Source organism: Clostridium sp., assembly GCF_036646415.1.
Classification (GTDB): domain Bacteria; phylum Bacillota; class Clostridia; order Clostridiales; family Clostridiaceae; genus Clostridium_J.
Genome location: NZ_JAVXMF010000001.1, coordinates 80,108 through 102,887, shown reverse-complemented (window position 1 = coordinate 102,887; position 22,780 = coordinate 80,108). Strand labels below are relative to the sequence as shown.

The following is a 22,780-nucleotide window of genomic DNA, read 5'->3' as shown; positions in this document are numbered from 1 at the left end:
AGAGGAAGTTAAATGACGAAATCAAATTTTAAAGATTACAAACTAAGTGATGAAATACTAAAATCTCTTAGTATTTTAAATTATAAAAATCCAACAAAGGTACAGGAGCAAGTTATACCAGTTGCATTAGAAAATAAAGACGTACTTGTTAAATCACAAACTGGAAGCGGTAAAACAGCTACTTTTGCAATTCCATTATGTGAATTAGTTGATTGGGATGAAAATAAGCCACAAGCTTTAATACTTACACCAACTAGAGAACTTGCAATTCAAGTTAAGGAAGATGTATTTAATATAGGCAGGTTTAAAAGAATAAAAGTACCAGCACTTTATGGGAAATCCTCCTTTGGATTGCAGCAAAAAGAGTTAAAGCAAAAGACTCACATAGTTGTCGGAACTCCAGGTAGAACAATAGATCATATAAAAGAAGGCAATTTTGTTACAGATAATATAAAATACCTTGTAATAGATGAAGCAGATGAAATGCTTAGCATGGGGTTCGTAGAGCAGATAGAAGAAATAATAAAAAGTTTGCCAACAGACCGTGTAACAATGCTGTTCTCAGCAACACTTCCAGAGGATATAGAGACTTTATCTAAAAAATACATGAAAGAACCTGTTAAGATAGAAATTGAATCAAAAACTTTAACAGTAGATAAAATAGTACAAGATTGTTACAACGTAGAAGAAACAGGAAAATTGAACCTTCTAAAGGATATAACAACAGTAGAAAATCCAGATAGCTGTATGATTTTCTGCAACACACAAATTAAGGTAGAAACACTTTATCGTGAACTTTCAAAGCTTAAATACCCATGTGATAAAATACATGGAGGTATGGAGCAGGATGATAGAATAAGGGTGATGTCTAACTTTAAAAAAGGATACTTTAGGTATTTAATAGCTACAGATGTGGCAGCTAGAGGGATAGATATAGATAGTATAACTCATGTAATAAACTACGATGTACCTATTTTAAGAGAAAACTATGTTCATAGAATAGGAAGAACAGGACGTGCAGGCAAAGAAGGCAGAGCAATTACCTTTGTAATGGGATCTGATGAAAGACGTATATTTGAGATTAACTCATATACAGGTAAGGAGCTTACTTTCAAGAAAGTTCCTAGCAAGAAGATTGTCACAGAGTTAAAGGCTGATTTTGAAAAGAAATTAGCAGAGAAAGCTAAGGTTAAGGAAGATAAGGGTGCATGTCTTAGTGAAGACATATTGAAGATTCATATTAATGCTGGTAAAAAGACTAAGATGAGAGCTGTTGATATAGTAGGGACTCTTTGTAGTATAGATGGAATGACTGCTGATGATATTGGAGTTATAAGTGTACTTGATGTATCTACCTTTGTAGAAGTATTAAATAACAAAGGTGAGATGGTTCTTAAGGAATTACAGACTAAGAATATAAAAGGAAGACCTCGTAAAGTTACGAAGGTTGAAGATCAATTATAAAAAAAATTAATAAAAACTATAATAAAAACAAGTCATTTTAAGAATTAATTTAATATGACTTATTTTTGATTTTTAGATTGTACAATGAAGTGAAACCGTAATAAATATAATACTTAAAAAAGATTAATAAATATATGGTTCAAATTGTTATTTGTATAGTAGTAGGATATAATTATTTTAATATATTATTATATAAAGCAAATTAAGTTAAATATATAGATTGGATTAGGAATAACTGCAAAGGTATAATTGGGAGGATAAGATATGAATAAGAAGGATTTTTTAGATTTAGGAGATCAAATTAAGTATACTGTAGAAGATGCATTAAATTCTAGGGATTTTACTAGATTAAAAAATGAACTTGGTGATATGGCAGAAAGTACTTTAGGTGGAGTGTGGAGAAATTTAAAGACTAATACCGATCCCTACAAACAAAAAAGAGGGATGGAAGATAATCCATGGAGAGAAACTCATGACCCAATAAATAAAAATAGCAATCAGAGTAATATACAAGTTTGTAAAAAACCACATGGACGTGTTTCAGGAGTGCTGCTTATGGTATTTGGATCTTTAGGAATAGTAGTTTCTGGAGCGTTACTACTGGTTTATGGAATTATTGATTTTATTTTAGGAAAATATTCAATAGTTAATAGTATTAGTGTTGGAATTTTCCTTTTGGTTTTAGGAAGTAGTATTTTTATGATTTTAAGAGGAACAAAGTTAAGAAGGCGTGTAAAACGATTTAGACAATACGTTAAAGGACTTCGTGGTAGAAGTTATTGCTTCATTAGTGAGCTATCCACTTATATCAAAAAGCCAGTGAAATTTGTTGTTAAGGATTTAAAGAAGATGATTAACCTAGGAATGTTTCCAGAGGCTCATATAGATGATCAAGAAACTTGCCTTATGTTAAATTATGAAGTCTATGAACAATACTTAATGACAAAGCAAGGATTAGAGTTACGTAAACAAGAGGAAATAAAACGACAAGAAGAAGAAAAAGCAGCAGAAAATATAAAAGATCCGGCAATGAAGGAATTAAGAAGTGTAATTAATGAAGGTAAGAACTATATTATGCAAATTAAAGTAGCTAATGATGCAATACCAGGGGAAGAGATTTCAAGGAAATTATATGTATTAGAAGAAATTACAAGTAAAATATTTAATTACGTAGAGAAGCATCCTAAAAAACTTCCAGAGATTAATAAGTTTATGAAGTATTATCTTCCAATTACATTAAAACTAGTAAATGGATATAAAGAACTAGATGCCCAGCCTATTCAAGGTGAGAATATTATCACAGCGAAACAAGAAATACAGGATATATTAGATACCATAAATGTTGCCTTTGAAAATCTACTAGATAAGTTATTCCAAGATATGGCTTTTGATATTTCTTCTGATATTTCTGTGCTAGAAACAATGCTATCACAGGAAGGTTTAACAGAAAGTGATTTTAAAAAGTAAGACAAACAGGAGGAGTTTATAATGAGTAATGAAATAAAGGACAGTTCAAATATTGTACCCTCATTGACCTTTGAACCTTTTGAGGGAAGTGCACCTATTATTGAGAAGCAGAAAAAGGAAGAGGTACCAGTATTAGATGATAGCTATTTAACAGAAGAAGAGAAAAATATGGTAAATGAATTTGCAGATAAGATTGACATAAATAATTCTAATATGATTCTGCAATATGGGGTAGGTGCACAGAAGAAGATTGCAGATTTTTCTGAAACAGCTCTAGGTAATGTAAAAACTAAAGATTTAGGAGAAATAGGAGATATGCTTTCAAGTGTAGTATCAGAACTGAAAAATTTTGATGCTACAGAAGAGAAATCAGGATTTTTAGGGTTTTTCAAGAAAAATGCTAATAAGCTTACTATGATGAAAACAAAATATAATAAGGTAGAAGGAAATATAAATAATATTTGCAACATCTTAGAAAGTCATCAAATACAACTTTTAAAGGATGTGGCGATGCTTGATAAGATGTATGAACTAAATAAGGTATATTTTAAAGAACTATTAATGTATATTTTGGCAGGGAAGAAGAAGCTTGCACAATTAGAGGAAAAGGAGTTACCTATTCTATTAGAAAGAGCACGACTTAGTGGACTTCCAGAAGATGCTCAGATGGCAAATGATTTTTCAGCCCTTTGCAATAGATTTGAGAAGAAAATCCATGACTTAGAATTAACAAGGATGATTTCTATTCAGATGGCACCACAGATTCGTCTTGTGCAGAATAATGATACATTGATGTCTGAAAAAATCCAATCCACAATTGTAAACACTATCCCACTGTGGAAAAGCCAGATGGTATTGGCTCTTGGAGTCGCTCACTCTAGTCAGGCGGCTAAGGTTCAGCATGAAGTAACGGATATGACAAATGAACTTCTTCGTAAGAATGCAGAAACCTTAAAAATGTCCACAATTGAAACTGCAAAGGAATCTGAAAGAGGAATTGTTGACATTGAAACCTTGCGTATAACAAATGAATCCTTAATTTCAACCCTTGACGAAGTAATTCGTATACAAACAGAAGGAAAGCAAAAACGTAAAGAAGCTGAGGCTGAATTAAACCATATTGAAGAGGCATTGAAAAATAAACTTCTTAATATGAGAGGATAGAAAAAGAATATAATTATAGTGAAAAACCAGAGTGGAATTTTGTTAAACTCCACTCTGGTTTTATATGCATTTCTATTAATTAATCTTTATTTATAGCTTCTGGTTCTTTACTAGGGGAAATCTGAGAATTAAAATTAAGATTATTTAATAACTCTTTTTTTAATTTTTCTATTTCTTCACTTGAAATAGAATTTGATTCATAATTAGTATTTGTTAATTTTTCACTTAGGAGTAACATTATTAGAGATTCAAAGGCATTTGATGTTGAACCATCTCCACCTGAATTAACAACTGTTTTAGGAACAATATCAATTTTTCCTTCTTTAATAGCATTGGCAAAGGAAGACATGACATCACTTATAACCTTGTATTGAGGACCACCATAAGCATTAACTTGTTCTTTGGCAGCAATGGCTTTAGAGATACCAACTCTTGCTTCTTTGTCAGCATCAGCTTCGGCTATAACTTTAACACGGAAGGCCTCTGCTTCAGATTGTTGTTTTACTTTATATGCTTCAGCTTCTGAAAGTTTTTGAATCTTTTCAGCATCTTGTCGAGCTTTTTGCAATTCAGCTTTACCTTGATTTTCTTGAATTCTAATGTTGATGTCAGATTCAGTTAATACTGTTTGTTGGTTAGCTATAGCTTCAGCGGCTCTAAGTTCTTTTTCTTTCTCAGCAGCCTTTTGTTGTGTATCATAAGTTTCAAGTTGTTCTTTAGCAACTTGACGACTTCTTAATTGAGTTAAGATGGTCTCTATAGCATTATCACTATCTGAACCTCTAGGAGTTCCGATTAATACTTCTTCTAACTCTAAGTTATAATGATTAAATTTCTCTTTCATTTCCTGGGTACTTGTATTTTGAATTTCTGTTCTATCATGGATAATGTCTAGTAGAGTACGTGAATTACCAATGTTTTTAAAATATGCAGATATCATTGGATCAAGGGTTTGTTCTACTAACATTTTAATATCACCAAAGCGTTGAATTACTAGCGGTGCTTTTTTATAGTCTATATGGAATACTACAGAAAGTGGTAACAATGGTTCAAAGGCATCCTTAGTTATAATTGCAACTTCTGAAAGGTTGTCATCTAAACGATGGTTACCAGTTTGATTAGAAATCCACTTTAATATTACGTTAGTTGTTGGAACCTTTATAATAGAACCACTATAAGTATTGAAAGCGTATTTGCCAGGCATTAAGCCTTCACTCCATACTCCACGACAACCTTTTTTAACAAGTTCACCATGTTTATAATCACTACCAGAAGAATCTTCGCCCTTAGCTCCAGTGTAGCTTACAACAACGCCTAAATATCCAATTGGAATTATTGTTTTTGGAATTAGTTCAATTGATGCAAATAACCTATTGATATGGTAACTACCATCAGAAAGTACTTGATACTGTCTGCCTCTAAATCCACCAGCTATTAAGAACGCATCTATATCTTGAAAGTTGTTATGATAGTTTGGATCAGATGGGTCATCACCAACAGTTGGGCAAATAATATTATCAGAAGGCAATGAAGGGCCATCGTGAGTAGTTACAATACCTACTTGATCAGCAGAACCTTCAATAATAACTGGAACGAATCCATTTCTCTCAGTAATAAGCTTTGCCATTCTGTTTAGAGGTTCTTGTTCTTCTTTATCCCTAGACTTTAGACTATAAATTCTATTTTCTGTAATTATTACAAATATAGCTAGGTTAAAAGCGTAAGTACCTTCTCTTATGATTCCTCTTTGTGGTCCTTTTTGTCCACCACTATTTAAAAATCCTTTAACATCTTGAAAGTTATGTCCTTCAGGTATTATTTTACCAAGTGTTTGAGCTGGTTCTAATGATTTACCATCCTTAGCAAAGACATAAGCAATTTTACCTTGAGGAACTGTTACAAGTGGAACAATATGAGTTTTATACATTAGTGGAGTTTTGAAGTGAATACCTCCTCTTAAAACATTAGGTTGATATCCAGCTTCTCCATTTAATGCAATAATTTGTTCCTTTAAAGAACCTTTTGTTGACCACCATTTTTCCACTATGGCAATTTTGTTATTTGGAATAATTCTGAAGCCCAAAAGCCATAGCAAAAACCATAACCCTAAAACTCCACCTAAGACTTCAAGTAAGATTTTAATTAGACTTGCTTGTAATAACATATTCTAACCTCCATTAATTTAATTGATGAGTATAGAACAATTGGCTTGATTGTATATTAGTCATTATCCATTATGTATATTATGAAAAGTTGTGGGTTAGAACAATATGAGCAAATATGATGAAGGTTAAGATTGTAGATGGACAACTACACTATTGGATTTGGAATAATAGAGTATTTGAATTTGCAAAGGGGAAAGACGTAGGTTGGGATGGCCTTGAAATGTAAAATGTACCCTATAATGTGGACATGTTAAGAAAAGGGTAACCCTTAAAATGGACACTAAGAAAAGGAGCTGGCAAAGGAAAATCAGACTTACTTATAAAACAGCTAATTAAAAAGTTTAAAGTTTTACCAAAGGAATATAGGGAAAAGATTGAAGAATTGTCCAGTGAAGCCATTGAGGTTATAGGTACGGAAATTTTTGATATGGAATCTATAGAGGATTTAAAGAAATATTTTTAGATTCTAAATAGTGTAAAGTAATTAATTTAGAAATACTGTAAAAGAATTAGATATATAAAACTAAAAAGACTAATATATAAAATTATAATAAAATAAACTTTGGTATAAATCCTCATTGAAAGTAAAAATTCAATGGGGATTTTTTTATTTCATAATAAGTTACTAGAGCGTAAGCACTTACAGTAAAAATATTAATAAAAATTACTGCATTTCAATGTTTTTATGTTTTTATGTTTTTATGTTCTTAGAGGGTTCAAAGCTTAGGCGTTACTGGGTTTGAGCCGCTTAGAGAAAATGTGAATTTTAGCGGAAATTTTAATTAAAAATTTGAAAAAGATTTATTAGGTTATGTTTTAAATTTATGTTCATAAGAAGGTGAACTAGGATTTAAAGTGTAGCCTTATTTTTATTCTAAGATAAAATTAAAAATTTTAAAATTAATTAGAAAATACCTATAAAAAAATTTCATAATTACATATATATTATTGGGATGATTTTGAAGGGCTAAAATATTAAATTTTAAATGTATGTTTTAAATCAGCGTTGATAAGGACTTCATATTATCTTCGCTAAACCGTTTCGGAACCTTTATTTACTAAAGGCTCTGGTAATGCCAAAATCTAAAATACAACAACTCGCATTCGCTCAAACACGTTGTATTTTTTAACGATTTAGTCCTTCCCATATCCTAAGTAAATTAAAGAACCCTGCAAATGGTGTTACGCTCAGATAATATTGAAGTCCAATTTCAACAATCATCTAAAACATATTTAATTTTAAATAGAAGGAGAGAAAATTATGAAATATACAATTATGGGTTTTAGACAAGAAAAGCTAATTCAGTTAGGTCTTGATACTTTGGATGCCACTATACTTAGATATTTTATTGACTTCAAAGAAGCTAAGGGGATGAAGGTTCAGATTGTAGACGGACAAGCGTACTATTGGATTCGATATGATGGAATTTTGAAGGAGTTACCTATACTTAAAATGAAAAAATGCACTGTTCAATCTAGATTTTTCAAATTAAGAGATGCAGGAGTTCTTACCCATCAAGTTATCAGAGAAGGTGGGACGTATTCCTATTTTGGCATAGGTGAAAAATATACAGAGCTGATAACTAGTGGTGTAAATATAGAGGATGAAAACAGTGGTAGATTAAAAGAATCTGTTGATTGCGATAATTTAGAGGAAGAGAATAATCTAAAGAGTGTAGATGAAAACTCCTATAGTGTAGATGAAAATCTTCAGTGTGCAGATAAAAACTCTTATAGTATGGATAAAAACCTTCAGGGTATGGATGAAAATCTAAAGGGTTATCAGTGCAAACCCATAACAAATAATCCCTCTATTAAAGATCCCTCTACTAAAAATATTAATAACCTTGTTTTTCTAAAGAAAACGGCTTTTGAGATAATAGAGTATTTGAATTTGCAAACAGGAAAGAAATTCAGAGGTGACACTAAGGTAACACTTAGGCTAATTAAAGCAAGGTTTCAAGAGGGGTTTACAGTGGATGATTTTAAAACTGTTATAGACAACATGAGGATAAGGTGGACTGGCACTAAGTTTCAGGAATATTTAGCACCAACAACACTTTTTGGTAGTAAGTTTGAAACCTATCTAAATCAAGGGAAAGAAGTAGGGTGTGATGGACTTAAACGTGGAAATGTTGTCATATCTAGTGGGGGAGATAAAGCAGAGTTAGAGGAAAAATTACGTAATATGGTTTTAAGGGAGGATATGTGAGATGGAAATGGTGAAAGAAAATATACTTGGTTTAGCAACACGAACACTGAGTTTAGAATAGACCATGCTTTTGCTCAAGGAAAGTATATACATCTAATAAAGGACTGCTATTATATTCATGAACCAAGATTAAAGAAAATTTCATACCGTTCTATTATGATAATAGAACTTGATATTTAGAGAAGAAAGTTGTATAAATCCTTGTTGAAAATAAAAATCAATGGGGAGTTTTTATTTTATGGTAAGTAATTGCTGAAAAATAAATGGACCTCACGGGTGTTGCTGAAGGAGGTATGTTTGAAGTTGTTATTATATTTTTATTGGGTTGGGGAAGTTACGAAGTTTTTAGCAAAAGTTTAATTTTAAACAACCATTTTTTTAACAAAATGGAATCATGACTTTAGCTAAACGCGTATATTAAAGCTATGATTCTCACTAAGTTGATGACATTGTCCCTAGGGGAAGGAGTGATTGCCAGGGCAAGCACTTGCTCAGGAGAGTCGTGAATTCTAGTGAGTGCAAATGGGAAGCATTTGCTCTGGGAGAAGCCTTGTGCTTGGAAATTAACTGGGTCTCCAAAGTGCTTATTTTGCAAGCCTGGTTTCAGAATTTGATATCTCTCCTGTGATACTGAAGGAACGTTAAAGTAAAGTTAATAATTATCTATGAAGGGTAATTGGAAAGAATGTCTAATATATTAGTGGGGAGAGTGTGGTGAAAAAATGTATTATGCACATGTAAATGAAAAAGGGGATAAACAAACAGTACAAGAACATGTGGAAAATGTTGCAAGGATTACAGGTGAATTTTCAAATAAGTTTGGAGCCAAAGAGACGGGGAGAGTATGCGGACAGTTACATGATGTAGGTAAATGTAGTTCGGAATTTCAATGTAGATTACTTCAAAATGGACCTAAAATTGATCATGCCACTGCAGGAGCAAAAGAAGCTTCCAAAATCTTTGGGAGATTGTATGAGAGAATATTAGGATATATAATTTGTGGACATCATTCAGGGTTACCCGACTTTGGGACAATGGAAAGTGGATTATTACAGAGATTGAATAAAGATATACCTAAATATTATGCTGATGACATTACAGAAAAAGCAAAGATAAGTAGCAATATATTAATAAATGAAATTCCCCAAAATACAAGTAGGAACAGAGGGTTTACTATAGGTTTTTATATTAGAATGATATATTCATCTTTAGTTGATGCAGATTTTTTAGATACTGAAGAGTTTAATGATTGTGAACGTAAAATACAAAGAGGCAATTATAAAAAATTTGGGGAGTTAGAAACATATTTTAATGATTATATGAAGAAAAAGAATGTGGAATCTAAGAAAAGTTCGATAAATATCTACAGAAAGCAAATATATGATAATTGTATTGATGCTGCTTTCCAAAGAACGAACTTATTTACACTTACAGTACCAACAGGTGGAGGAAAAACTTTATCTTCTATGGCATTTGCTTTAAATCATTTAAAATTTAATTATCTAGAGCGAATTATATGTGTAATACCATATACAAGTATCATTGAGCAAAATGCAAATGTGTATAAAGGTATTTGGGGACAAGATTCGGTTTTAGAACACCATAGTAATTTTGATTTTAGTGAAGTAACAGATACTGAAAATATGAAAGATATAGAAAAACTTAAGTATGCTTCAGAGAATTGGGATGTACCTATAATAGTTACAACTAATGTTCAGTTCTTTGAATCATTGTTTGCTAATAGAAGTTCAATGTGCAGAAAGCTTCATAATATTACTAATAGTGTTGTTATAATTGATGAAGCACAGATGATGCCGACTAAATTTCTTACACCAACTATAGCTGCACTTAAGGAATTAGTAAACAATTATAATACGAGTGTTGTATTGACAACTGCTACTAAACCTAAGTTTCCAAGCGCAATTTTAGAGGGTACAGGGGTTGAAATAATTAAAAATCCAGATGAGTTATATAATGCATTAAAACGTACTAAAGTTGAATATATTAATGAATTAAGTGATGAAGGGTTAGCAACTATGATTGAAGAATTAGATAAAGTGTTAATCATAGTAAATACGAGAAATCATGCGCAAAATATTTACGATAGGTTAGATAAATCAGAAAAGGATAGTTTATTTCACTTGAGTGCAAAAATGTGTCCAGAACACAGAAATATTATTTTAAGTAGAATAAAAGATAGACTGAAATTAGGTGAAAAATGCAAGGTGATTTCTACACAGTTAATAGAATGTGGTGTAGACATAAGCTTTCCAGTTGTATATAGGTCATTAACAGGAATCGATTCTATAGCCCAATCTGCAGGAAGATGTAACAGAGAAGGTGAACTAGACATTGGGAAAGTATATGTATTTAAATCTACAGAAACGTATGGAAAACCTGTGATGTATCAAAGCAGAACAGCGGATTTTGGTAGACAAGTACTTGAAAGATATGAAGATCCCTTATCCTTAGATGCAATATCAAAGTATTTTGACCTCTTATATGATATGGAACGAGATAAACTAGATAGTAAAAATATAATGGATAACTTTGAAGAGAAAGCATCAAATCTTGAGTTTGCATTCGCAACTACGGCAAGGGAGTATAAGCTCATAGAAGAAGGGGAAACATTAATAATTCCATATAATGATGAAGCTTGTAAGTTAATTGAAGGTCTTAGATACTCAGAATTTCCAAATTCATTCATGAGAAAGTTACAAAAGTATACTATTAGTATTCACAGTAACCAATTGAAAAAATTACAAGAGGAAGGAGGTGTTATTATAATACATGATATATTCTATGTATTATCAACTAAAGAAGGTTTTTATGATGAAAATACAGGATTAGTATTAGGCAGACAAGAAGTACTAATTTGTTAAGGAGGAGTTATATGGGATATGGTATTAGACTTAAGGTGTGGGGAGATTATGCTTGTTTCAGTAGACCAGAAATGAAGGTTGAAAGAGTAAGTTATGATGTAATAACTCCATCAGCAGCTAGGGGGATTTTAGAGGCGATATACTGGAAGCCTGCAATCAGATGGGTAGTAGATAAAATTACGGTAATAAATCCAATAAAATTTGAAAATATAAGAAGAAATGAATTACTTGGGAAAATATCTATTAGTTCAGTGAAGAGTGCATACAAAGGAAGTACAAAAGTAGAACTTTCACAGAGTACAAATGATATAGTTCAGAGATCATCATTAGTATTAAAGGATGTTTGTTATATTATTGATGCACATTTTGAATTGACTGAGAATGTGGGAGAAACGGATACAGTAGAAAAACATTATAATATAGCATTAAGAAGATGTAAAAAAGGTCAATGCTTTCACAGACCATATTTTGGATGCAGAGAGTTTCCGGTAAGATTTGAACTTTCAACAGAAGAAGAGGTAGAAAGTTTCTATAAAAATAGTGAGAGAGATTTAGGATTTATGCTATGGGATATAGATTTTAATAATCAAGAGAGCCCTATGTTCTATAGACCAATAATGAAGGATGGAGTTTTGGAGATTCCAGATTTGTTAGAAGGTGATAAGCGATGATACTTCAAGACTTATATGATTATTACAATATTCTAGATAGCGAAGGGGTTAAGGATTTACCAAAAGAAAACACATCTATGCAGAAGATATCTTTTGCATTAGTTATATCAAAGGAAGGTAAGTTAAGTGGGATTATAGATTTAAGGGAGCAAAGTGGAAAAAAGGTTGTTTCAAGTTTAATGGTAGTTCCTGAACAACTAGGGCGTAGTGGAAAAAATGCACCATCATATTTCCTTTGTGATAATGCAAAGTATGTTTTAGGAATAGGAGATAAGGACGGTAATCCTTGTTTTAATAGTTTTAAAGAAATGCATAATAGATGTCTAGATAAAGAAAGTCCTATTTGTAAGTTTATAAATTCGTGGATTCCAGAGGAGTATGAAAGTAACAATATTATTAATCAGTATATCAAAGATTTAACACCTAGCTGTAATATAGTTTTTAAGCTAGAAGGTGAAACAGGATATTACCACGAGAAGAACGAAAATTTAGAAAACTGGAAACGTGGATTAGTAAGTAAAGATGATGAGATAATGCAGTGCCTAATAACTGGAAAAGTTGAACCTGTAGCAAGAATTCATACAGCTATAAAAGGAGTTAAAAATGCACATACAGCAGGAGCTAAAATAGTATCTTTTAAAGATGATTGTTTTAAGTCCTATGGGAAGAAAGACAGTTACAATGCACCAATTAGTAAGAGTGCTATGTTTAAATATACAACAGTACTAAACTATTTAATAAGAAGTGAAAAAAATAGGATAATTATAGGGGATAATACGGTTGTATTTTGGGCTGAAAAGAAAGGAATATATGAAGATTTATTATTAGAATTAATAAATCCAACTTATGAACAAGAAGAAAATGAAAGTATAACAACAGATAAGGAAACTAGGGAGTTAACTAAAGATATACTCATGAAGTACTCTATGGGATTAAAGCTAAATCAAGAGAAGTATGGTATAGATATAGATACCAAGGTTCATATATTAGGACTAGCATCTAATGAGAGTAGATTATCCATAGCCTTTTATGAAGTAAATACCTTTGATTATTTCACTACGAAAATAGCTCAGCACTATAAGGATTTAAATATTATAGGAAATGATAAATCAATTCCTATATGGATGATTTTAAGTGAAACAATACCAAAGACTTCTAAGGATAAAAAGGTATCGCCAGTACTTAGTAAAAGCTTAATGAATTCAATTTTTAGAGGAGTTATTTATCCAAGCTCTTTATACAATGCAATGATTTCTAGGATAAGAGCAGATAAGGATATTAACTATAAACGAGCAGCTATAATTAAGGCATGTCTAAATAGAAGATATAGATTATACAAAGAGAAGGAGGAAATGACAGTGAGTTTAAACGAAGAGAGTAAAAGTATTCCATATCAATTAGGAAGGTTATTTGCAGTTCTAGAAAAAGCACAGAAGGAAGCTATACCTAATCTAAATACAACGATTAAAGACAGCTACTTTACAAGTGCATCGGCTACTCCAGCATCAGTGTTTCCAATACTAATAAAATTATCATTTCATCATACTAAAAAAGCGGAGTATGGAACGAACCTAGAAATTAGAAAAAATAAAATAATAGATAAGATTGATAGTTTTCCTAAACACCTATCTTTAGAAGAACAAGGGGAATTTATTTTAGGATATTATCATCAAAATCAAGATTTTTATAAACCACAAGGAGGGAAATAATATGAGTAATATAATTGATAAGAGGTATGAATTCATTTTACTATTTGATGTAGAGAATGGTAATCCAAATGGTGACCCTGATGCAGGGAATATGCCAAGGATTGACCCGGAAACAGGGAGGGGAATAGTTACAGACGTATGTATTAAACGTAAAATAAGAAACTATGTAGATTTAGCAAAGGAAGGAACATCAGGCTACGAAATATATGTTAAGGATGGAGCTGTTTTGAATTTGCAACATCAAAAGGCTTATGATAGCTTACAGATAAAAAATAGTACAGATGAGGAAAAGAAAGCCGTTGCAAAGGACAAAGAAACACAGAAGAGTCTCACTAAATTTATGTGTGATAATTTTTACGATATTAGAGCTTTTGGTGCAGTAATGTCAACAGCAGTAAATTGTGGAACTGTACGTGGACCAATACAAATTAATTTTGCTAGAAGTATAGACCCCATTTTTCAACAGGAAGTAACTATAACTAGAATGGCGGTAACTAAAGAGGGTGAAGATAAAACCACTGAAATGGGAAGAAAGCATATTGTACCATATGGCCTTTATAGAGCAGAAGGATATGTATCAGCAGAACTTGCAAAGAGGGTTACAGGATTTACTGAGGATGATTTAAATTTACTTTGGGATGCATTAATTAATATGTTTGAGCATGACCATTCTGCAGCAAGAGGAAAAATGGCAACTAGAAAACTAATTGTTTTTGAACACAACACTTCTCTTGGAAATGCACCTTCACATGTTTTATTTGATAAAGTTGATGTGAAATGTGTTAATAGTCCAGCTAGAAGCATAAAAGATTATGAAATAACTATAGATAATAGCCCAATAGATGGGGTTAAAATAATAGAGAAGCTATAATATGTATAATGAAGAAGAACTTTTATCATTATCAGGAATTCAACACTATTATTTTTGTAAAAGACAATGGGCATTAATTCATATAGAACAGCAGTGGGCAGAAAATAGAGCCACCATGGAAGGTAAAATAATTCATGAAAATGCTGATGATCCATTTTTTACTGAAAGTAGGAAAAATACATTCATAAGTAGAGCAATACCATTAGTTTCTTATGAACTTGGATTCTATGGGGTGGCTGATATTATTGAGTTTACCAAATCAAAAAGTGGCATAAAGCTAAAAGATAAAGATGGTTTATGGATTCCTAACATAGTTGAATATAAAAGGGGTAAACCCAAAGAAGATAAGAGAGATATTGTTCAATTAGTTTTAGAAGTAATGTGTATAGAGGAAATGCTTAAGTGTAGCATTTCCTCAGCAGATTTTTTTTATAATGAAACTAAGAGGCGAGTTAAGGTTAAAATAACAGACGAATTAAGAGCAGAAGTAATTAACCTGTCAAAAGAGATGCATGAAACGTATAAAAGAAAAATTACTCCAAGGGCTGAGGGCAGAAAACATTGCAAGAACTGTTCATTGATAGATATTTGTATACCAAGAATAACAAATAAGAAAGTTAATGTTTTAAACTATATAGAAAAATACTCAAACATAGGAAGTGATGATATTTGAGAAAATTATTAAATACCCTTTATATAACTAACCCTGAAGCGTATATTTCTAGAGATGGAGAAAATATAGTTATTAAGGTTGAAAATAAAGAAGTAATGAGAAGACCTATTCATATACTTGAGGGGATAGTTTGCTTTAATTATGTTGGAATTAGTCCGAAGCTTATGAAATTATGTGTTGATAATAATGTTAGTATTTCATTTGTGAATGAATTTGGAAGATTCATGGCTAAAGTTACTGGTGAAGTAAAGGGGAATGTATTACTTAGAAGAACACAGTATAGATATGCTGATGATAAAGAGATATCTTTAAAAATATCTCGTAATTGTATATTGGGGAAATTAGTTAATTGTAGAACCGTACTTAATAGATCCTTAAGGGATCATGAAGATAAAATTGATGGGAATAAGGTTAGAAATACTATAGAAAGGCTTAGTCTATCTATAGTAAATGCTAAAAGTTGTACTTGTGATGAAGAGTTAAGAGGTATAGAGGGAGAAGCGGCAAGAAATTATTTTTCAGCATTTAATAATCTTATTTTATCTCAAAAGGAAGATTTTCATTTTATAGAGAGAAGTAAGAGACCTCCGATGGACAACTTGAATGCAATGCTTTCTTTTGCATATACGATGTTAGCAAATGATATTCAGAGTGCATTAGAAACAGTAGGATTAGATCCATATGTAGGATTTATGCATACAGATAGACCAGGAAGAATAAGTTTAGCATTAGATCTTATGGAGGAGTTAAGACCATATATGGCAGAGAGATTCGTTGTTTCACTTATCAATAAGAAGCAAATTACAGGCAGTGGATTTGTGAAAAAAGAAAGTGGAGGAATTATTATGGACAAAGACACCAAGTCTATATTTTTAACAGCCTGGCAGAAAAGAAAGCAGGAAGTTATAACTCATCCATTTATAAATGAAAAGATAGAAATTGGATTATTACCCTATGTTCAAGCAATGTTGTTAGCTAGGTATATTAGAGGTGATATTGAAAGTTATCCACCATTTTTTATGAGTTAGGGGTGAGTATAAAATGATGGTTTTGGTAACCTACGATGTTAATACTGAAAGTGAAGGTGGAAGTACAAGATTAAGAAAAGTAGCTAAGGTATGCGTAAATCATGGTCAGAGAGTTCAAAATTCCGTATTCGAATGTCTGTTAGAACCAGCTCAATTTGTATCATTAAAAAAATCACTTTCAAATATAATCGATTTGGACAAAGATAGCTTAAGGTTTTATTTGCTAGGCAGGAATTGGGAAAATCGAGTGGAAACTATTGGGAAAAATAATACATATCATCCATTGGATGATACCATGATTATTTAATCTATAATCTGCGAATAATAAGCACACAGAAAATTATAGTGTATTCGCAGAAGTTTAATTTGAAAATCATATATTATATTGGATGAAAGTGTAATAATATATGATTATAAAGTGTAGAAGTATATTGTTTTAGCTATATTGTTAGAATAATTATGAAAATACATGATAAATTTACTTAAAAGTGCGGTCGCATCCTTCAGGGGTGCGTGGATTGAAATTAGTTATATGTTGATTCAAGGAACCGACGAAAGGAAGTCGCATCCTTCAGGGGTGCGTGGATTGAAATTGCCATTAGAAAACTATCTTTCGATAATCCATTGGTCGCATCCTTCAGGGGTGCGTGGATTGAAATCAAAATGAAATTTCAATAGCTTTTGAAGATTTTGGTCGCATCCTTCAGGGGTGCGTGGATTGAAATTTAGAAAGAGTAGTAGAATCTATTTTAGATGGAAAGTCGCATCCTTCAGGGGTGCGTGGATTGAAATTGATATATATTCATTTTAACTAACCTCCTCAAATGTCGCATCCTTCAGGGGTGCGTGGATTGAAATTTAACTGTGATATGCGACCAACTAAATGGATTATGTCGCATCCTTCAGGGGTGCGTGGATTGAAATTCAATAACTTCTGATATTCCAGCTCCTGCAGCCGCAGTCGCATCCTTCAGGGGTGCGTGGATTGAAATCTTGATCTTCCCAAATGGTCCCAAATAATTGTGTTCGTCGCATCCTTCAGGGGTGCGTGGATTGAAATTATTACATCTTTTAATAATAGTTTCAAATCATCAACGTCGCATCCTTCAGGGGTGCGTGGATTGAAATTTTAAAGTCCTCATTGTAACATTCAGAATGGATTCGGGTCGCATCCTTCAGGGGTGCGTGGATTGAAATTCTGAATTGTAACATCTATTGTTATTTTAGTTTTGTCGCATCCTTCAGGGGTGCGTGGATTGAAATAATAAAGGATAGGAATGGAAATGTAGATAAGATATGTCGCATCCTTCAGGGGTGCGTGGATTGAAATTCTAAATGATTACGATAGAGGTAAAATAACTAATCGTCGCATCCTTCAGGGGTGCGTGGATTGAAATATATAATGAAAAAGAAAGAAAGTTAATCATCAAACCGTCGCATCCTTCAGGGGTGCGTGGATTGAAATACCGATAGAATTGTATTGTGTAAAAATTCTAAAAGTCGCATCCTTCAGGGGTGCGTGGATTGAAATATAAAAAGATAAAGTTGAACGTGCAATACCTGTTGTCGCATCCTTCAGGGGTGCGTGGATTGAAATGGTAAAAAAAGAAACGATGTATTTGAAGTGGTATATGGTCGCATCCTTCAGGGGTGCGTGGATTGAAATTCTAAAATAAGGTTATTAATAATATAACAATTAGGTCGCATCCTTCAGGGGTGCGTGGATTGAAATTATGAAGTGATATTGTACACCGTTAGTTTCACCATGTCGCATCCTTCAGGGGTGCGTGGATTGAAATTGCTAAGGATATTAAGGTATATCCAAGCTCTATTGTCGCATCCTTCAGGGGTGCGTGGATTGAAATCAAATATAATTTTGTGTAATTGAATTATCTTCCAATAGTCGCATCCTTCAGGGGTGCGTGGATTGAAATTATCCATCTGCATCATATGCAAATTACTTTTCACTGTCGCATCCTTCAGGGGTGCGTGGATTGAAATATAGTAAATCCTATGTAGTCACCCAAGTCATCTTTGTCGCATCCTTCAGGGGTGCGTGGATTGAAATTCTTGTAATTAGCACATGAGTAGGAAGTTTTGCTTGTCGCATCCTTCAGGGGTGCGTGGATTGAAATTTTTAAAATCCTTGTTTTATATAAATATTTTAAATGTCGCATCCTTCAGGGGTGCGTGGATTGAAATCTCAGATGTTATATCTGAATCCTCAGTTTCAGTTAGTCGCATCCTTCAGGGGTGCGTGGATTGAAATAGGAGTATTGGATATTATAAATGAAATGATAGCTAGTCGCATCCTTCAGGGGTGCGTGGATTGAAATCAATTTTTGATAATGCTGTATCAAGTTGTTTCGAGTCGCATCCTTCAGGGGTGCGTGGATTGAAATCATAGCTTTATCTAATAATTTCCAATCCTCATATTGTCGCATCCTTCAGGGGTGCGTGGATTGAAATTGTAATGAGTTATGATGATATGAAAAAAGCTATTGTCGCATCCTTCAGGGGTGCGTGGATTGAAATTATCAAATCTTCATGGTATGACATAGTGTTATCATGTCGCATCCTTCAGGGGTGCGTGGATTGAAATTGTAAAACAAATCAAATGATTATCTTGTGCATCTAGTCGCATCCTTCAGGGGTGCGTGGATTGAAATACACAAAGTACAGTTATATTCGTCAGCACAGTATTGTCGCATCCTTCAGGGGTGCGTGGATTGAAATCAAAATACACTTGTCCACCTTGGATCTCTTATATCGTCGCATCCTTCAGGGGTGCGTGGGTTGAAATTTAATATAAGGGTATTGGAAAAAATTTAGTACCTTGTCGCATCCGTCAGATATTCTAATGCCGTAAACAAGCCAACATTGTTTACGGCATTTTCACCCTAAATTTGTATATCCCCAACCACAATGGTAAAATAAGTTATACAAAACAACATGTCAGGGGGTAATCAATTTTGAGACAAGGCTTAGAGGAACAAGTTGTTAATCTAACAATACAACCCAAATTAATTGAAATTGGTTCTAATATAGATGATAAGGTAGCGGATGATATTTTAGGAGCTTCTAAAACAGGGTTAGTAAATCATAGAATAGATTCTAACCTAGCTTTACGTCCGCAACTACTTATAAATGATCATAATAAAGGGAATAAAGTTTTAAGTGATATTGTAAAGGAGTTATCTAAATGTAATGAATTTATCATGTCTGTGGCCTTTATTACTACCAGTGGTATAACTCCACTTTTGGAGAATCTAAAATCCTTAGAGGCGAGAGGTATTAAAGGTAAGATATTAACTACCGATTACCTGAATTTTAGTGAACCAAAGGCACTTAAAAAGCTTTTGGAGTTTTCTAATATTGAGGTGAAGGTATATTCTAAAGAAAACTTTCATACAAAGGGATATATTTTTCGCCATGATGATCATTATAAGCTTATTGTGGGTAGTTCTAATCTAACGCAAACCGCTTTAACTAAGAATAAAGAGTGGAATGTAAAAGTATCTTCCTTGGACGAAGGCTCACTAACAATGAGTGTCCTTGATGAGTTCAACACCATGTGGAAGGATGCTGATAGTTTAAACCTTAAGTGGATTGAGACTTATGAGAAGTTATATAAGCAGCAAAGAGAAATTGCTAGACGAAGTAGAATTCCAAGAATTACACAATATAAATTAAAACCTAATAAGATGCAAGTTTCTGCAATACAAGCCTTGGATAATCTAAGAGCGAAGGGGAAGGATAAAGGATTATTGATTTCAGCAACGGGTACGGGGAAAACCTATTTATCTGCCTTTGATTTAAGAAATTATAATCCAAATAGAGCTTTATTTATTGTACATAGGGAGCAAATTGCAAAACAAGCTTTAGAAAGCTATAAGAATGTTTTTGGTGATACTAGAACTATGGGAATTATCTCTGGTCATTCAAGGGATATGGATAAGGAGTTTGTGTTTTCTACTATGCAGATGATGGTTAAGGACAATATATTACATAGTTTTGATAAAAAAGAGTTTGATTATATTATCATAGATGAAGTTCATAAAGCAGGGGCAAGTAGCTATCAGAAAATAGTTGATTATTTTCAGCCAAAGTTTTTACTAGGAATGACAGCTACACCTGAGAGAACAGATGAATTTGATATCTTTAAAATGTTTGACCATAATGTAGCATATGAAATTCGCTTGCAACAGGCTTTAGAAGAAGATCTGCTATGTCCATTTCATTATTTTGGAATTACAGATATATTAGTTCAGGGTAATGAGTTAAGCAGCAGTAAAGAATTTAAATATTTAGTGGCAGATGAAAGAGTTAATCATATTATTAATAAAATTAATTTTTATGGTTATTCTGGAGATAGAGTAAAAGGATTGATCTTTTGTAGTGATAAAAAAGAAGCAAGGGAGCTATCTTGTAAATTCAATGAACATGGATATAAAACATTGGCACTTACAGGAGAGAATACACAAGACCAGAGAGAGGATGCAATTGAGCGTTTAGAGCAAGATGAAGTAGAGGATTCCTTAGATTATATTTTCACTGTTGACATCTTTAATGAAGGTGTAGATATTCCAAAGGTAAATCAAATTGTAATGCTTAGGCCAACGGAGTCATCAATTATCTTTGTTCAGCAATTGGGCCGTGGTCTTAGAAAATGTGAAGATAAAGAATACGTTGTTATTATTGATTTTATTGGGAATTATGAAAAGAATTTTTTAATTCCAATAGCACTCTCTGGGGACAATACCTATAATAAAGACAATATTAGAAAATACATTATGGAAGGAACCAGAATTATTCCGGGATGTTCTACCATTAATTTTGATGAAGTTTCTAAGAAACGTATTTTTGATTCTATAGACAATGCTAATTTTAATGATGTTAAGCTTATTAAGGAGAGTTATAAGAATTTAAAGCAAAAGCTAGGAAGAATACCCAGATTAAAAGATTTTGATTTACATGATTCTATTGATGTAATGAGAATTTTTGATAATAAGTCTTTAGGCTCCTATCATAAGTTTTTAATAAAATATGAGAAGGAATATACAGTGAAGCTTAGTCCTATTCAAGAGGAATTTGTTGAATTTATCTCTAAGAAACTTGCATCAGGAAAGCGAATCCATGAATTAGAGATGATTAAATGTGCAATGAACCATGAATATGACTTAATGACTAGGTTAAATTTTATTTTAGAAGAACAATATGAAATTACTCCTAAAGATATCACAGAAGTATCAGTTGTTAATGTACTTACAAATCAATTTCCAACGGGAAGTGGAAAAGATAAGTATAAGAATTGTGTTTTCTTAGATAAGAATGAAACCGATTATAAAACATCAGATATATTTAAAAAGAATTTAGAAAATCCTAGCTTTAAAGCTATAGTTGAAGAGCTAGTAAACTTTGGAATAGAAAGAAACAAGAAGCTTTATAGTCACCGCTATATGGGGACAAGTTTTCAATTATATGAAAAGTATACCTATGAAGATGTATGTAGATTATTAGAATGGGAAAAGGGCGAAGTAGCTTTAAATATTGGTGGATATAAGTTTGATAAAAAAACAAAAACCTATCCAGTGTTTATTAATTATGAGAAGTCACAAGGTATTAGTGACTCTACTAATTATGAAGATAGATTTGAATCATCTTCACAACTAGTTGCTATATCTAAATCAGGTAGAACAGAGACCTCAGATGATGTTCTGCAAGCCTATAACGCAGAGAAAGATGGAGTTGAAATGAGCTTGTTTGTTAGAAAGAACAAGGATGATAAAGCCTCAAAAGAGTTTTATTATCTAGGGAAAATTGGAGCAGTTGGGAAACCACATCCTATTATTATGAAAAATACTAATAAGAAAGCAGTGGAAATTAAATATAATCTTTATACTCCAGTAAGAGAAGATATTTATGAATATATTACTTCCTAGATAGCTTAATATTGCACTTCATAGGACAAGTCATGAGGTAATAGTTTTATAGTTAAATAGTTTTAATATAGTTCAATAAAAAAATGATACTTTAACTAGAGTATCATTTTTTTATGTAAAGATTTTTAAGGCTTTCTATAACTAAGATATCAGCTGGTAACCAATTAAGATCATCTAATTCATCTAAGGTAATCCACTTAGCATCATTATGCTCATTTAGCTGTAATGTACCACCTGCTATTGTACTTATAAAACAGTGCATTGTAAGATGGAAATTAGGATAATCATATTCAACGGTAACTAAAAATTCATTTATGTTAATATATAGCTCTAATTCTTCTTTGATTTCACGGCAAAGGGCGTCTTCATGGGTTTCACCTGATTCAACCTTGCCACCAGGAAATTCCCACATATCTATAAATTCACCATATCCTCGGCGCGTAGCTAATATTTTATCTTTATCTTTTATAATTGCTGCAACTACTTCTATTGTTTTCATATATGCTCCTTGAAATAAAAATTTTAATTTTGC

14 protein-coding genes, 1 pseudogene and 1 CRISPR repeat array are annotated in these 22,780 nt (G+C 32.3%); of the genes and pseudogenes, 13 read left to right on the top strand and 2 right to left on the bottom strand.

Annotated features, from left to right (window positions below; translation table 11 throughout):
- Positions 1 to 12 precede the first annotated feature (12 nt).
- From RSD37_RS00405 to RSD37_RS00395, 3 genes are all read left to right on the top strand, one after another.
- Complete coding sequence (locus RSD37_RS00405; RefSeq protein WP_346944714.1) at positions 13 to 1,464, top strand: DEAD/DEAH box helicase; 1,452 nt, start codon at positions 13 to 15, stop codon at positions 1,462 to 1,464.
- Positions 1,465 to 1,728: 264 nt separating this feature from the next.
- On the top strand, positions 1,729 to 2,931 hold the full coding sequence (locus RSD37_RS00400; RefSeq protein WP_346944713.1) for a 5-bromo-4-chloroindolyl phosphate hydrolysis family protein: 1,203 nt from the start codon (positions 1,729 to 1,731) through the stop codon (positions 2,929 to 2,931).
- Positions 2,932 to 2,952: 21 nt separating this feature from the next.
- On the top strand, positions 2,953 to 4,095 hold the full coding sequence (locus RSD37_RS00395; RefSeq protein ID WP_346944712.1) for a toxic anion resistance protein: 1,143 nt from the start codon (positions 2,953 to 2,955) through the stop codon (positions 4,093 to 4,095).
- A gap of 79 nt (positions 4,096 to 4,174) precedes the next feature.
- Here the strand turns inward: RSD37_RS00395 and RSD37_RS00390 are convergent, their stop codons facing one another.
- The gene (locus RSD37_RS00390) at positions 4,175 to 6,259 is read right to left on the bottom strand and encodes an SPFH domain-containing protein (protein WP_346944711.1); all 2,085 of its coding nucleotides are present in this window, start codon (positions 6,257 to 6,259) and stop codon (positions 4,175 to 4,177) included.
- 299 nt (positions 6,260 to 6,558) lie between these two features.
- Here RSD37_RS00390 and RSD37_RS00385 point away from each other — a divergent pair.
- The 10 genes and pseudogenes from RSD37_RS00385 to RSD37_RS00340 all read left to right on the top strand — a co-directional run.
- A pseudogene (locus RSD37_RS00385) lies at positions 6,559 to 6,723 on the top strand (DUF4351 domain-containing protein); the annotation flags it as partial.
- Positions 6,724 to 7,521: 798 nt separating this feature from the next.
- Positions 7,522 to 8,472: a conserved phage C-terminal domain-containing protein gene (locus tag RSD37_RS00380; RefSeq protein ID WP_346944710.1), complete on the top strand. Its 951-nt coding sequence runs from the start codon at positions 7,522 to 7,524 to the stop codon at positions 8,470 to 8,472.
- Positions 8,473 to 9,194: 722 nt separating this feature from the next.
- Positions 9,195 to 11,354, top strand: coding sequence for a CRISPR-associated helicase Cas3' (gene cas3, locus RSD37_RS00375; RefSeq protein ID WP_346944709.1), 2,160 nt, complete (start codon positions 9,195 to 9,197; stop codon positions 11,352 to 11,354).
- Between the two features lie 11 nt (positions 11,355 to 11,365).
- Positions 11,366 to 12,025, top strand: a complete 660-nt coding sequence (gene cas5c, locus RSD37_RS00370) for a type I-C CRISPR-associated protein Cas5c (RefSeq protein WP_346944708.1) — start codon at positions 11,366 to 11,368, stop codon at positions 12,023 to 12,025.
- The gene (gene cas8c / locus RSD37_RS00365) at positions 12,022 to 13,734 is read left to right on the top strand and encodes a type I-C CRISPR-associated protein Cas8c/Csd1 (RefSeq protein ID WP_346944707.1); all 1,713 of its coding nucleotides are present in this window, start codon (positions 12,022 to 12,024) and stop codon (positions 13,732 to 13,734) included. The genes cas5c and cas8c overlap by 4 nt, the downstream gene beginning before the upstream one ends.
- Position 13,735: 1 nt before the next feature.
- Entirely contained in the window at positions 13,736 to 14,605 is an 870-nt protein-coding gene (gene cas7c, locus RSD37_RS00360; protein WP_346944706.1) for a type I-C CRISPR-associated protein Cas7/Csd2, read from the top strand.
- 1 nt (position 14,606) lies between these two features.
- The gene (cas4, locus tag RSD37_RS00355) at positions 14,607 to 15,278 is read left to right on the top strand and encodes a CRISPR-associated protein Cas4 (protein WP_346944705.1); all 672 of its coding nucleotides are present in this window, start codon (positions 14,607 to 14,609) and stop codon (positions 15,276 to 15,278) included.
- Positions 15,275 to 16,306, top strand: coding sequence for a type I-C CRISPR-associated endonuclease Cas1c (gene cas1c, locus RSD37_RS00350; protein ID WP_346944704.1), 1,032 nt, complete (start codon positions 15,275 to 15,277; stop codon positions 16,304 to 16,306). The genes cas4 and cas1c overlap by 4 nt, the downstream gene beginning before the upstream one ends.
- 13 nt (positions 16,307 to 16,319) lie before the next feature.
- On the top strand, positions 16,320 to 16,613 hold the full coding sequence (gene cas2 / locus RSD37_RS00345; protein ID WP_346944703.1) for a CRISPR-associated endonuclease Cas2: 294 nt from the start codon (positions 16,320 to 16,322) through the stop codon (positions 16,611 to 16,613).
- Between the two features lie 186 nt (positions 16,614 to 16,799).
- A CRISPR array of direct repeats spans positions 16,800 to 19,109; the repeat unit is 32 nt; unit sequence GTCGCATCCTTCAGGGGTGCGTGGATTGAAAT.
- 208 nt (positions 19,110 to 19,317) lie between these two features.
- Positions 19,318 to 22,248 (top strand): DEAD/DEAH box helicase, encoded by a 2,931-nt coding sequence (locus RSD37_RS00340; RefSeq protein ID WP_346944888.1) that lies wholly within the window; start codon positions 19,318 to 19,320, stop codon positions 22,246 to 22,248.
- A gap of 103 nt (positions 22,249 to 22,351) precedes the next feature.
- Here RSD37_RS00340 and RSD37_RS00335 read toward each other — a convergent pair whose 3' ends face one another.
- A complete protein-coding gene (locus RSD37_RS00335; protein WP_346944702.1) occupies positions 22,352 to 22,747 on the bottom strand; it encodes a (deoxy)nucleoside triphosphate pyrophosphohydrolase in 396 nt (131 codons plus the stop codon).
- Positions 22,748 to 22,780 lie beyond the last annotated feature (33 nt).

Coding starts and splice junctions, on each gene's coding strand:
- RSD37_RS00405 (WP_346944714.1), top strand. CDS start 13: ATGACGAAATCAAATTTTAAAGATTACAAACTAAGTGATGAAATACTA.
- RSD37_RS00400 (WP_346944713.1), top strand. CDS start 1,729: ATGAATAAGAAGGATTTTTTAGATTTAGGAGATCAAATTAAGTATACT.
- RSD37_RS00395 (WP_346944712.1), top strand. CDS start 2,953: ATGAGTAATGAAATAAAGGACAGTTCAAATATTGTACCCTCATTGACC.
- RSD37_RS00390 (WP_346944711.1), bottom strand. CDS start 6,259: ATGTTATTACAAGCAAGTCTAATTAAAATCTTACTTGAAGTCTTAGGT.
- RSD37_RS00380 (WP_346944710.1), top strand. CDS start 7,522: ATGAAATATACAATTATGGGTTTTAGACAAGAAAAGCTAATTCAGTTA.
- cas3 (WP_346944709.1), top strand. CDS start 9,195: ATGTATTATGCACATGTAAATGAAAAAGGGGATAAACAAACAGTACAA.
- cas5c (WP_346944708.1), top strand. CDS start 11,366: ATGGGATATGGTATTAGACTTAAGGTGTGGGGAGATTATGCTTGTTTC.
- cas8c (WP_346944707.1), top strand. CDS start 12,022: ATGATACTTCAAGACTTATATGATTATTACAATATTCTAGATAGCGAA.
- cas7c (WP_346944706.1), top strand. CDS start 13,736: ATGAGTAATATAATTGATAAGAGGTATGAATTCATTTTACTATTTGAT.
- cas4 (WP_346944705.1), top strand. CDS start 14,607: ATGTATAATGAAGAAGAACTTTTATCATTATCAGGAATTCAACACTAT.
- cas2 (WP_346944703.1), top strand. CDS start 16,320: ATGATGGTTTTGGTAACCTACGATGTTAATACTGAAAGTGAAGGTGGA.
- RSD37_RS00335 (WP_346944702.1), bottom strand. CDS start 22,747: ATGAAAACAATAGAAGTAGTTGCAGCAATTATAAAAGATAAAGATAAA.